Raw genomic sequence first — 11,992 nt, 5'->3', positions numbered from 1 at the left:
CGCAGGCGCTTTCGTTCACGACAATAAAAAACGGCGCGTGACACACGCGCCGCCACATCAACTGCCGGTATCAGCTCCCGGCCGCGCGCGCCGCCTCGCGCAGCGCCATCGGCGACGCGCCATAGCGATCGCGAATCGCACGGCTGAAGTGCGCCTGGCTCGAAAACCCCCAGCGAAACGCGATCTCGCCGACGCTCGTCTTGCGCAGCCGCGCATCGGTCAGCTCGCGATGCGCATGCGACAGCCGCTCCGACCAGAGGTGCTGCGTGATCGACTCGCCTTCGGCCGCGAAGAGCCGGCTCAGATGCCGCAGCGACAGCCCGACCGCATCGGCGACGGCCTGCGGACCGAGTTCCGGGTCGCCGAGGTGCGTCGCGATGTACTGCTTCGCGGTCAGCAGATACGACAGCGAAGCCCGCGACGCGCCCGCACCATTCACTTCCGCGTCGATGAGTTCCGCGATCAGCGTGCGCGTGTGTTCGGCGAACCGTGCGGCATCGCGCTCGACCGGATCCTTCATGAAGCGCTCGACGCTCGCGCGCAACGTCGCGCCGAGCATCGCGCCCGCGCCCGGCTTCGGCGCGATCCGCAGCGGCAGCGCCGCCAGTTCCGCATCGAGCCGGTCGTCGAACGTCGTGATCGGAATATCGATCAGCAGCTGCCGCATCGGCGTCAGGAATCCGAACAGATAGGGCACGCGCGTGTCGTAGACGACGACATCGCCGGCATCCGCGAGCAGGCAGCGATCGCGCTGGATGAAATACGCGCGCCCGCTCAGGATCTGGCACGCGAACAGCGACTCCTTCGGTAGCTGGCGCACCAAGGCGGGGCTGCGCTCGATCACGTGATCCTGGCCGCTGATGTCCGCGATGCCGAGGCCCGGCAGCGCGATATCGGTCTTCTCGACCTCGAGCCCGGCCGGCGACAGCGACGAGCAGCGCAGGCCGACCAGCGTCGCCGCATTGAACGCATCCCAGTACGCCATCCTGTCGCGCGCCGGCACGTCGGCGGTCGAGCCTCGCGTGCGGGCAAAAACGGTCGTATTCGTCACGTCGCCTCCTGCTGGCGCCTGTCGTGCGGAGCAGCACGGATTGGGGGATGGTTCGTCTGGATTCTGGTGCGATGCAATGTCCGGCGCGGTCAAGCAATTCGTCCAGCCCAGTCAAGAGCGGCGCGCACCGGCTGGCTAAAGTCGAGCCCACGACACCTCATACAAGGAGACAAACCGTGGTCGACAAAGCCGTAGCCGAATTCTGGCAAAACATCCCGCCGATTGCCAATCCGTTCAAGCCCGATGCGCTGCCCGAAGCGTACATCGCGAACGCGGCCACCGACGACGAGCGCTATTACGTTCCGTTCACCGAAACGGTTTCGTCGCGACCGCTGTGGATCTCGCCGTCGCAGAACAAATGGTGCGACATCCTGATGGCCAAGGAAGCCGGGCTCGTGAACCGGCACTATCACCCGCACGAGGTATTCGCTTACACGCTGTCAGGAAAGTGGGGTTATCTGGAGCACGAATGGACCGCGACGCGCGGCGATTTCGTGTACGAGACGCCGGGCGAAGGCCACACGCTCGTCGCGTTCGATCACCCCGAACCGATGCGCGCGTTCTTCATCGTCAAGGGGCCGCTGATCTGGCTCGACGAAGCCGGCAACCCCGACGGCTACTTCGACGTGCACTCGTACATCGCGATGTGCAAGGCGCATTACGAGAAGGTCGGCCTCGGCGCGCAAGCGATCGAGAAGCTGTTCCGCTGACGCGCGGCGAGGCTCACCATGACATCCCCTTCCTCCTCCAGATCCGCCTGGACGTATGAAAACAGGCTGCTGCTGATCCTGTTCATGACGTTCGGCTTCGTGTTCTTCGACCGCCTCGCGCTGTCGTTCCTGTTCCCGTTCATGTCGGCCGAGCTGCACCTGACGAACACGCAGCTCGGCATGGTGTCGTCCGCGCTCGCGCTCACGTGGGCGTTGTCCGGTGCCGTGACCGGCGCGTGGTCCGACGCGCGCGGCACACGCAAGCCGCTGCTGATCGCGGCCGTGCTCGGTTTTTCCGTGTGTTCGGCGCTGTCGGGGCTCGTCGGCGGCTTCGCGAGCCTGATCGCGTTCCGCGCGCTGATGGGCATCGCCGAAGGCCCCGTGCTGCCGCTGTCGCAATCGCTGATGGTCGAAAGCTCGACGCCGAGCCGCCGCGGGCTGAACATGGGCCTGCTGCAAGGCTCCGCCGCCGGCCTGCTCGGCGCGATGATCGGCCCGCCGGTGGTCATCGGCATCGCGACCACGTACGGCTGGCGCGAAGCGTTCTACGTGTCGTGCGTTCCGGGCTTCCTGATCGCGTTCTGCATCTGGCGCTGGGTGCGCGAAGTGCCGCCCGGCGGCGTGCGGCACGCGCAGGCCGATACCGCCGGCGCGCCGGCCGCGAGCGGCGCGGCAGTCAGCCGCTGGGCGCTGCTGAAGGAACGCAACATCCTGCTCTGCATGCTGATCAGCTGCTTCTTCCTCACGTGGTTCATCGTGATCATCTCGTTCGCGCCGGTATTCCTCGTGGAAAGCCGCCACCTGTCGCCGTCCGACATGGGCGTCGTGATGACCTGCCTCGGCGCCGCCTGGGTGTTCTGGGGCTTCGCGGTGCCGGCGATCTCCGACCGGATCGGCCGCAAGCCGACGATGATCGCGTTCGCGCTGATTGCCGCCGTGTGCCCGGTCGTGCTGATCCATGCCGGCTCGCTCTGGGCGCTCGGCGCGCTCGTGTTCGCCACGTACACGGGCCTCGGCTGCTTCACGCTGTTCATGGCGACGATCCCCGCCGAAACGGTGCCGCCGCGCGCAATCGCCAGCGCGCTCGGCCTGATCATGGGCGCGGGCGAGCTGATCGGCGGCTTCGTCGCGCCGACCGTCGCCGGCTTCGCGGCGGACAAGTACGGCCTGCAGTTTGCGATGTGGACGTCGGCTGCCGGCGCGATCCTCGCGTGCGTGCTGTCGTTCGGCCTCGTCGAGACCGCACCCGCCGTGCTGCGCAAGCGCGCGCTCGCCGGCACGGCCGCGAGCCGTCTCGATGCACACAACCTCGGAGGGCGCTGACATGCGGGCACTTCAATGGCATGGCCCACGTGACGTCCGTCTCGTGGAAATCGACAAGCCGCGCGTCGGCCCCGGCGACGTGCGCATCGCGGTCGCGTATTGCGGAATCTGCGGCAGCGACCTGCACGAATACGCGGACGGCCCGCACGCGATACCGGTCGACACGCCGCATCCGCTGTCGCGCCGCACCGCGCCACTGACGCTCGGCCATGAGTTCAGCGGCACCGTCGTCGAAGTCGGCGACGGCGTGACGGCGCTACGCGCGGGCGATCGCGTCGCGGTCGAGCCCGAGTATCGCTGCCACCAGTGTGCGTACTGCCACGCGGGGTCGTACAACCTGTGCGTGTCGATGGGCTTCGCCGGGCTGATGGGCGACGGCGGGATGGCCGACTTCGCGGTCGTGCCGGCCTACATGCTGCATCGCCTGCCGGACGGCGTGAGTCTCGAACAGGCCGCCGTGATGGAGCCGGCCGCCGTCGCGCTGCACGCGTTGCGGCGTGGCGAACTGCGGCTCGGCGAAACCTGCGCGGTGTTCGGGCTCGGACCGATCGGCCTGCTGCTGATCATGCTCGCGAAGCTGCAGGGGGCAACGACGCTCGTGGCCGTCGACGTGTCGCCCGAACGGCTCGCAGCAGCCAAACGCTTCGGCGCAACGCATACGTTCGATGCGCGCGCACTCGGCGCCCCCGCGCTGCAGGACGCGATCCGCGCGGCCACGGGCGGGTTCGGCGTCGACGCGAGTTTCGAAGCGGCCGGGTTGCCAGCCACGTTCGAATCGGCGATGCAGGCGCTGCGCAAGGGCGGCCGCGTCGTCATGGTCGGCCTGATGCCGCACGCGGGCTTCGACGCGTTCCGCGCGGTCAACGACGAGCTGACCATCACGACGAGCGTCGGTTACCGGCACGCGTATGAAGACCTGCTGCGCATCGTCGCATCGGGCGCGCTCGACCTCACGTCCATCGTCACGCGCACCGTGTCGCTCGAAGAGGCCGTCGCCGACGGCTTCGACGCGCTGCTCGCCGACCGCGCGCAGATCAAGATCCTCGTTTCACCCGCGCAACGGCCGGCCCGTCGCGCGCACACCATCGGGAGCGTCGAGCATGAGTCGTCAGTGGGCGTTTGAGGGCCAGTCCGTCATCGTGACGGGCGGTACATCGGGCATCGGTGCGCGCACGGCGATGCGCTTTGCGGAAGCCGGCGCGTCGGTCGTCGCGCTCGGGCTCGATGCGGCGGGCCCGCATGCGCCCGTGCATGCCGGGATCCGGTGCGTGGAACTCGACGTGACCGACAGCGATGCGCTGACACGCACGATCGCGGCGCTGCCGCGGCTCGACGTGCTCGTCAACGGTGTCGGCATCAGCCGGCACGCGGACGAATACCGGATGGACCAGTTCGAGCGCGTGCTGAACGTGAACCTGACGTCGGTGATGCGGGCCTCCGACGCCGCGCGGCCGGCGCTGTCGGCGCACGGCGGCAGCATCGTCAATGTCGCGTCGATGTACACGTACTTCGGCAGCAAGGACCGCCCCGCGTACAGCGCGAGCAAGGGTGGCATCGCGCAGCTCACGCGCTCGCTCGCGCAGGCGTGGGCCGATCGCGGCATTCGCGTGAACGCGGTCGCGCCCGGCTGGATCGACACACCGCTCAGCAGCGGCCTGATGGCCGACACGCAGGCGTCGCGGCGCATCCTCGAGCGCACGCCGCTCGCGCGCTGGGGCACGGCCGACGAGGTTGCAGAAGTCATCCTGTTCCTGTGCTCGCCCGGCGCATCGTTCGTGACCGGAGCGGTCGTGCCGGTCGATGGCGGGTATTCGACGGTCTAGCGCGCGGCTCGACGGGCATCGGCAGGCGCGCGAGTGCCGCCGATGCCCGTCGCACACCGGTTGCCGCCGAACCGGGATTCGACCGGCTCAGGTTTTTTCATATCAATCAGTAGTCCAATCAAAAATATCCGATCCGATCGGAAACATGTGAGGAGCACATTGGAGATGACGAAAAAGACCCTTCTGGCGCTTGCGGCATGCGCCCTTCCCGCCGCATCGTTCGCGCAGAGCAGCGTGACGATGTTCGGGTTGATGGATGCCGGCATCAGCTATGTCAGCAATCAGGGCGGCCACGGTGCCGCGAAGTTCGACGACAACATCTTCTTCCCGAACCTGCTCGGTTTCGAAGGCAAGGAGGATCTCGGCGCGGGCACGCGCGCGATCTTCCGGCTCGTCAACCAGTATTCGCTCGGCAACGGCTCGATCATCGGCGGCGGGCTGTTCGCGCGCACGGCCTATGTCGGGCTGCAGAACGACCGGTACGGCACGCTGACGCTCGGCAATCAGTACGAGTTCATGGTCGACGCGCTGGCCGCGAGCGGCAACGAGATCGCGCAGGATCTCGTCGGCCTGTACGGCTTTCGCAACGGCCCGTTCGACAAGCTCGCGTTGCCGAACAACCCGACCGGCGCATTCGACTGGGATCGCGTCGCGGGCAGCAATCGCGTGGCCAATTCGGTCAAGTACACGAGCCCGTCGCTGTCGGGCCTGACCTTCGGCGCGCTGTACGGTTTCGGGAACGTCGCGGGGTCGGTCGGCGCGAACAACACGGTCAGCGTCGGCGCAAGCTACGACAACGGCCCGTTCGGCGCCGGCGCGGCCTATACGAACCAGAAGTACGGCGCGACGGACGGGCTGCCGCCGACCAGCGTGCGCAACTGGGGTGCGGGCGTGCACTACACGCTCGGCACGGTCACGGGGAAAGCGCTCTTCACGACCGTACGCAACGCGCAGAACGGCGCGGGCGCGTGGTCGGCGGAAGCCGGCGCCGCGTGGCGGCCGGCGCCGGCATGGGTGATCGGCGCGAGCTACACGTACATGAAGGGCAACGACACGCTCGACAACGCACACGCGCACCAGTTCCTGGCCGCCGTCCAGTACTGGCTGTCGAAGCGCACGATGGTCTACGTGGCGGGCGTGCATCAGCGCGCAAACCACGGCAGCAATGCGCAGATCAACGGCGTGATGGACGCGAACGGCGCGTCGAGCGGCGCGCTGCAATCGATCGCGCGGATCGGGTTCAGCACGCGGTTCTAGGCCGCTGCCTCCGGCGGATCCGGTCGGCGATCCTGCGTCCGGATCGCCTGACGACACGGGCGCGGCGCCAGCCTCCCTGCCGCCCGCGTCATCACACGCGGCCGGCCACCCGCCGATTCCGATCGCACAGCATGGATGCACGCAGCCGCTGCTAACCCGACGATTCCGCGCCGCCCCCATCCTGCATCGCTGCTTCCCGACATTGCGACGGCGTGACGCCGAAGCGCCGGCGAAACAGGCGCGCGAAATAGGCCGGATCGGAGAACCCCGACTGCAGCGCGAGACGCGTAATGCTCGCGCCGTCGGCGCCGGTCTGCGACAGCACTTCGTGGCACTTCTCGAGCCGCAGGCGCTGGATCATCGCCTGCGGCCGCTCGCCGATCGACTCGAACGCCTGGTAAAGCGTGCGGCGGCACACCTTCAATGCGGCCGCAATGCGATCGGGCGACAGTTCGCCGTCGTCCAGATGCCGATGCATGTATTGCTGCGCGTCGCGCAGCAACGTCTCGCGGATCTTGCGCCGCGAAGCGGGCGCCGTGCCGTCCGTGAAATCGATTGCCTCGGCGAGCAACGTCGCCACCAGTTCCAGCACGCCGAAGCGGCTGCGCGGATTCATGCGCCGGCCCTCGGCGATCATCGCCTGCAGGCTGGCCAGCGCCACGGCCGCGCCGCCCGTCGTCGGCATCGCGCGCCCGATCGCGTGGCGGGCCAACGTCAGCAGCGCGTCATGATCGGCCACTTCGCACAGCATCGTGACGAATTCGCCGTGTGCGTCGCTTTGAATCCAGTACGGGCTGCTTGCCTCGTACACCGTGAAATGCCTTGGCGGCACGACCACTTCGCACGCACCCTGCTCGAGTCTCGCCACGCCGCTCAATTGCCAGATCACCTTGACGTAGCGGTGCTTCAGCGTCTTGCAGGCGTCGCGTCCGATGGAGGCGCTATGCGCGCTTGCCGCAATGCGCGCCACGCGGCAGCGCGCATGATCGAACACGTCGACGCTGGCGTCGAATGCACCGGACGCGCCGGCGTTGAGCTCCAGCGGAAAGAACCGATGCCGGATCTGCTCCGACCAGCACGATAGTGCGCCCTCCCGCAGCGGCGGATGCGATCCCGAATCGACCATGACGTTCGCCTCCAGAAATATCCGGCTTTCAAGTACGTCCATTGCCTGGCCGCCTGCATGCGCAGGCAGCGGGCTCGACGATCGACTCGCCCGGCTTCCGGTCGCGTGCGGCGACACGCACTCGGCAAGCATCGATGAGAGGGGATCGGCTCGTAGCGTACGGCGCGTCGACGCAAAAGAACATTCGCACAACTCCCATGCGCGACCGGAACGCTACCTGACGCAGTAAAGATTTCACCTAGATGCACCGCACTCCTGATGGCTCTGCACGCAAACACATGCGAGCGGAAAACTGGCGCGGCACCCTGCTGACGGGCGGAAACCGGCTTCCCGCCGGGCTTCACGCAACCGGCCCATGCCGTCACGCACCCCGTCCAAAGACAAACAGCGGCCGCTCACGCGCCGCAGCAGGAGACAAACGATGAAACGACGATCCATTTCCCTGATGCTGTCCGCACTCGCCGTCGCGCACGGCGCCCACGCAACCGAAGGTGGCGGCTCCGTGTACCCGACCGGGGCAGAAGGCTACCTGTGCTGCGCACTGCCACCGCCCGGGCTCTATGCGCTGATCTATGCGGAGCGCTATCACGCCGGCGAACTGCGCGATAACGACGGCCGCAACGTCGCGCCGCCGGACTTCAGCATCACCGCCTATTCGGTAACGCCGCGGATCGTGTGGGTCACGCCTTACACGTTTGCCGGCGCATCGCTGGCCATGCATGCGCTGCTGCCGCTCGTGACGCTCGACGTGCACGCGGGCGGGCAATCGCAACGGCGAACCGGCGTCGGCGACATGACGTTCGGGCCGGCGCTCGGCTGGCACGTCACCCCGACGCTGCACACGCTGCTCGCCGTCGATTTCTTCGCGCCGACGGGCCGGTACGACAAAAGCGATCTGGCCAACATCGGCCGAAACTACTGGGCGATCCAGCCGATCGCGGGCATCTCGTATGGCGGCCGTACCGGGCCGGTGTTCGACGCGAAGCTCATGTGGACCTTCAACCAGCGCAACCACGCGACGGACTACCAGTCCGGCCAGGAATTCATCGTCGACTATTCGGCGGGCTGGGGTTTCGGCAACGGCCTGACGGTCGGCGCGGGCGGCTATGTCTACCGGCAGATGACGGACGATTCGCAGGCCGGACACACCATCGCCGGCAACCGCGGCCGTTCGTTCGCGATCGGCCCGTCGATCAAGTACGACAGCGGAAAGGGCTGGTTCGTGACCGCCAAATACCAGATGGAAACCGATGTGCGAAACCGCCCGGAAGGCGCGGCGTTCTGGCTCAAGGCCGTGTTTCCGCTCTGATTCGAATGGGTCCGCGTCGGCGTCGCCCGACGCGAAGGCGGCGCAGGTCATCCCTGCGCCGCCCGTTTCAGCGTCCGAGCAGCAGATCGGCGCCGCGTTCGCCGATCATGATCGCCGGCGCATTGGTATTGCCGCTCGGCACCTGCGGGCAGATCGAGCAATCGATCACGCGCAGATTGGAGAAGCCGTGCACGCGCAGCGTCTTCTGGTCGACCACCGACGTGCGCGGATCCGTGCCCATCCTGCAGGTGCCGGCCGGGTGATAGACGGTCTTGATGTCCTGCCGCACGAATCGCTCGATCGCCGGCAGATCGTCCGGATCGATCCGGGCCGGTGCGACGATTTCCTTCACGTGCGCCTGGAGCGCCTTCGCCGACAGGATCCTGAGCCCGGCCTGAACGGCCCGGATCTGGCCGTCGAGGTCGGCCGGGTCGCTCAGGAAGTTCGCATCGATCGTCGGCAGGTCCGCCGGATCCCGGCTGCGCAATCCCACCTGCCCGCGCGATTTCGGTTGCAGATGGCCGACCTTGACCGACATGCCATGCTCGCTCGCCGGCGGCTTCTCGCCCGGCGTATTGTCGAAATTGTCGAGCAGCGGCAGGAAGTGGAACTGGACATCGGGCCGCCCGGTGCCCTGCGTGTCGATGAATGCGCCGCCTTCAAGGATGTTGCTGGTCAGCAGGCCGCTCCTGAAGCACTTCCATTGCAGGAAATGGCGCATCGCGCGGAGCCCCGTGTTCTCGCCGTAGAGGCTCGCCGGCGTGCGAATCGACGCCTGCACCGACATGTGCAGATGATCGTGGAAGTTCTTGCCGGCCGGCAACGCGGCAACCGTATCGATCCCGAGCGCGGCGAGCTGCTCCGCCGGCCCGATGCCGGACAGCATCAGCACTTTCGGACTCCCGATCGCCCCCGCGCTCACCACGACTTCGTTGCGCACGCGCACCGACACGGGCGCATTGCCGCCCTCGCTGAATTCGACCGCGACCGCACGCCCGGCCTCGGTCCGGATCCGGTGCACGAGCGCGCCGGTCACCACCTTCAGCTTCGCGTCGTTGCGCACCGATGCCAGATAAGTCTGCGCGGTGCTCGCGCGTTCGCCGTTGCGCGTCGTCGTCTGGTAATAGCCGATGCCCTGCTGCACTTCGCCGTTGAAATCGTTGACGTAGGGCAAGCCCATTTCCTGCCCGGCCCGGATGAACGCGGCCGTCAACGGATGGCGATAGCGGTTCTCGCTGACGGGCAGCGGGCCGGTCTGGCCGTGATACGCAGGCCCCAGGCTTTCGTTCGCTTCCGCCTTCTTGAAATACGGCAGCACGTCGTCGTAGCGCCAGTCCGTGCATCCCCACTGCGTCGCCCAGTCGTCGTAGTCCTCGCGCTGCCCGCGGATATAGATCATCCCGTTGACGGAACTGCCGCCGCCCAGCACCTTGCCCTGCGCGATGATCATGCTGCGACCGTTCGCGTTCGGCTGCGGCTCGGTCATGTAGGGCCACGATTTCTTCTGGAACACCTGCATCACGCCGCCCGGAATCCGGTGGAACGGATTGTCGTCGCGCGTGCCGGCCTCCAGCACCAACACCGAACCGGCATTCTGCTGGATCAGCCGCGCGGCCACGACGCAACCGGCGGAACCCGCGCCGATGACGACGTAATCGAAGGTCAGGTCTTGAGTAGTCATGTGTCTGTCGATAGGGATGGGCGGGCAAGCAACGCAATGCCCGCTATCTTGTTGTTGTGGTGTCTCCGTGCCGAAACGTCCGCGGCTACATCGCGATCGTGACGACCTTCTCCTCGAGGTACGCATCGAGCCCGCTTTGCGACAGGTCGCGCCCGACGCCACTGTCCTTGAAGCCGCCCCACGGCAGCCGCGCGTCGAGCGGGCTCCACGCGTTCACCGCGACCGCGCCGACCCGCAGACGGGCAGCGGTGCGGTGCGCGGTCGCGAGATCGCGGGTCCACAGCGACGCGGACAGCGCGTAGACGGTGTCGTTCGCCAGCGCGACGGCCTCGTCTTCCGTATCGAACGGAATGATCGTGCCGACCGGCCCGAACACTTCGTCGCGCGCGATGCGCATTGCCGGATCGACGTTCGCGAACACCGTCGGCCGCACGAAGAAGCCTTGCGACGGCACCGGCTCGTCGCCCGCGACCATCGTCGCGCCGTCGCGAAGCGCCGCTGCGATATGCGACTTCACGCGATCGGCATGGCGGGCGCTGATCAGCGCGCCCATCTGCGTCGCCGGGTCGAACGGCGTGCCGACCCTGACCGACCGCGCCGCATGCGCGAGCGCGCCGACCACGTCATCGTAGTGACGGCGCTGCACCAGCACGCGCGAGCCGGCCGCGCAGGTTTGCCCCTGGTTGACGAACAATCCCATCGCGACGCCGGCGATCGCCTGCTCGAGATTCGCGTCGTCGAAGATGATTTGCGGCGCCTTGCCGCCGAGTTCCAGCGTCAGCCGCTTGAACTGCGCGCCGGCTTCGCGTGCGATCGAGCGGCCGACCTCGGTGCTGCCGGTGAAACTGATCTTGTCGACACCCGGATGATTGACCAGCGCGGCCCCGACCGACGCGCCGATGCCGTGCACGAGATTCACGACGCCCGGCGGAAAGCCCGCCTGCACGGCCAGGTCCGCCAGCGCGCCGACCGCGAGCGGCGCGTCCTCCGACGGCTTGACCACGACCGTGCAGCCGGCCGCGAGCGCGGGCGCCAGCTTCCAGCACGCGATCATCAGCGGCGCATTCCACGGCACGATCAGGCCGGCGACGCCGACCGCCTCGCGCACCGTGTAGTTGAGGGTCGGGCGCCCCATGAAGCCGCCGGTCGGAATCTGGCGGCCTTCGAGCTTGTCCGCCCACCCGGCGAAGTAGCGCAGCGTGTCGATCGACATCGGCAGGTCCATCATGCGGACCTCCATGGCCGGGCGCCCCTGTTCGCGCGCGAGCAGTTCGACGAAGCGCTCCGCGTCGTGCTCGAGCAGGTCGGCCAGCCGGCTCAGCAGCTTCGCGCGCTCTGCGCCGGACAACCGGCTCCAGTGCCCGCCGTCGAATTGCGCGCGGGCCGCGCGTACGGCCCGATCGACGTCGGCGCCGGTGCCGGCCGCCACGCGCGCAAGCAGGTGTCCGGTGCACGGTTCGAATTTCTCGAACCACTCGCCCTGGGCGGCGTCGCACGCCTCGCCCGCGATCCGGTGTTGAAGGGTGTACTCGGCTGTCATGTGGCTGTCTCCAGATTAAACGCCGATCCCGCACTGAAAGGCGGATCGGCATATCTGGCCCACTGTAGGACGCGGGTTCTGGCGGCGCTGGGACATCCGTGCACCGAATGCAGGATTCACATGCACATGCGCGCGAAGTGTTCGTCGGCGGCGAACGCGGGTACACATGTCG

Annotated in this window: 10 protein-coding genes; 6 read left to right on the top strand and 4 right to left on the bottom strand. The window is 67.6% G+C overall.

Going from position 1 to position 11,992, the window contains the following annotated elements; translation table 11 throughout:
• Nucleotides 1-70: 70 nt before the first annotated feature.
• On the bottom strand, nucleotides 71-1,051 hold the full coding sequence (locus tag G3N61_RS01150; protein ID WP_205821137.1) for a helix-turn-helix domain-containing protein: 981 nt from the start codon (nucleotides 1,049-1,051) through the stop codon (nucleotides 71-73).
• 176 nt (nucleotides 1,052-1,227) lie between these two features.
• Here G3N61_RS01150 and G3N61_RS01145 point away from each other — a divergent pair, with 176 nt between their 5' ends.
• From G3N61_RS01145 to G3N61_RS01125, 5 genes are all read left to right on the top strand, one after another.
• Nucleotides 1,228-1,761 (top strand): 2,4'-dihydroxyacetophenone dioxygenase family protein, encoded by a 534-nt coding sequence (locus tag G3N61_RS01145; RefSeq protein ID WP_043186175.1) that lies wholly within the window; start codon nucleotides 1,228-1,230, stop codon nucleotides 1,759-1,761.
• A gap of 18 nt (nucleotides 1,762-1,779) precedes the next feature.
• Nucleotides 1,780-3,084, top strand: a complete 1,305-nt coding sequence (locus G3N61_RS01140) for an MFS transporter (protein ID WP_205821136.1) — start codon at nucleotides 1,780-1,782, stop codon at nucleotides 3,082-3,084.
• A 1-nt stretch (nucleotide 3,085) separates the two neighbouring features.
• Nucleotides 3,086-4,207 carry a 2,3-butanediol dehydrogenase gene (locus tag G3N61_RS01135; protein ID WP_205821135.1) on the top strand — a complete coding sequence of 374 codons (1,122 nt, stop codon included), beginning with the start codon at nucleotides 3,086-3,088 and terminating at the stop codon, nucleotides 4,205-4,207.
• Nucleotides 4,185-4,907 (top strand): SDR family oxidoreductase, encoded by a 723-nt coding sequence (locus tag G3N61_RS01130; RefSeq protein ID WP_043186180.1) that lies wholly within the window; start codon nucleotides 4,185-4,187, stop codon nucleotides 4,905-4,907. Before G3N61_RS01135 ends, G3N61_RS01130 begins: the two co-directional genes overlap by 23 nt.
• 165 nt (nucleotides 4,908-5,072) lie before the next feature.
• Nucleotides 5,073-6,164 (top strand): porin, encoded by a 1,092-nt coding sequence (locus G3N61_RS01125; RefSeq protein ID WP_089454056.1) that lies wholly within the window; start codon nucleotides 5,073-5,075, stop codon nucleotides 6,162-6,164.
• 151 nt (nucleotides 6,165-6,315) lie between these two features.
• Here the strand turns inward: G3N61_RS01125 and G3N61_RS01120 are convergent, their stop codons facing one another.
• On the bottom strand, nucleotides 6,316-7,332 hold the full coding sequence (locus G3N61_RS01120) for a helix-turn-helix domain-containing protein (RefSeq protein WP_241017496.1): 1,017 nt from the start codon (nucleotides 7,330-7,332) through the stop codon (nucleotides 6,316-6,318).
• A gap of 379 nt (nucleotides 7,333-7,711) precedes the next feature.
• On the opposite strand from G3N61_RS01120, the gene G3N61_RS01115 reads away from it, so the two are divergent.
• A complete protein-coding gene (locus G3N61_RS01115) occupies nucleotides 7,712-8,599 on the top strand; it encodes a transporter (RefSeq protein ID WP_205821133.1) in 888 nt (295 codons plus the stop codon).
• 67 nt (nucleotides 8,600-8,666) lie between these two features.
• Here the strand turns inward: G3N61_RS01115 and G3N61_RS01110 are convergent, their stop codons facing one another.
• Both G3N61_RS01110 and G3N61_RS01105 read right to left on the bottom strand, forming a co-directional pair.
• Nucleotides 8,667-10,280 (bottom strand): GMC family oxidoreductase N-terminal domain-containing protein, encoded by a 1,614-nt coding sequence (locus G3N61_RS01110; RefSeq protein WP_089454059.1) that lies wholly within the window; start codon nucleotides 10,278-10,280, stop codon nucleotides 8,667-8,669.
• 85 nt (nucleotides 10,281-10,365) lie between these two features.
• Nucleotides 10,366-11,820: an aldehyde dehydrogenase family protein gene (locus G3N61_RS01105; RefSeq protein WP_205821132.1), complete on the bottom strand. Its 1,455-nt coding sequence runs from the start codon at nucleotides 11,818-11,820 to the stop codon at nucleotides 10,366-10,368.
• Between the last annotated feature and the right edge of the window lie 172 nt (nucleotides 11,821-11,992).

It is taken from the genome of Burkholderia sp. Ac-20349, assembly GCF_017104865.1.
In the GTDB taxonomy this organism is placed as follows: Bacteria; Pseudomonadota; Gammaproteobacteria; order Burkholderiales; family Burkholderiaceae; genus Burkholderia; species Burkholderia aenigmatica.
The sequence above is the reverse complement of the archived record's forward strand: the minus strand, read 5'-3'. Positions and strand labels throughout refer to the sequence as shown.

Excerpts from the sequence above, each read along its gene's own strand:
- G3N61_RS01110 (WP_089454059.1), bottom strand. The coding sequence starts at position 10,280 with ATGACTACTCAAGACCTGACCTTCGATTACGTCGTCATCGGCGCGGGT.
- G3N61_RS01105 (WP_205821132.1), bottom strand. The coding sequence starts at position 11,820 with ATGACAGCCGAGTACACCCTTCAACACCGGATCGCGGGCGAGGCGTGC.
- G3N61_RS01120 (WP_241017496.1), bottom strand. The coding sequence starts at position 7,332 with ATGGACGTACTTGAAAGCCGGATATTTCTGGAGGCGAACGTCATGGTC.
- G3N61_RS01125 (WP_089454056.1), top strand. The coding sequence starts at position 5,073 with ATGACGAAAAAGACCCTTCTGGCGCTTGCGGCATGCGCCCTTCCCGCC.
- G3N61_RS01130 (WP_043186180.1), top strand. The coding sequence starts at position 4,185 with ATGAGTCGTCAGTGGGCGTTTGAGGGCCAGTCCGTCATCGTGACGGGC.
- G3N61_RS01140 (WP_205821136.1), top strand. The coding sequence starts at position 1,780 with ATGACATCCCCTTCCTCCTCCAGATCCGCCTGGACGTATGAAAACAGG.
- G3N61_RS01115 (WP_205821133.1), top strand. The coding sequence starts at position 7,712 with ATGAAACGACGATCCATTTCCCTGATGCTGTCCGCACTCGCCGTCGCG.
- G3N61_RS01135 (WP_205821135.1), top strand. The coding sequence starts at position 3,086 with ATGCGGGCACTTCAATGGCATGGCCCACGTGACGTCCGTCTCGTGGAA.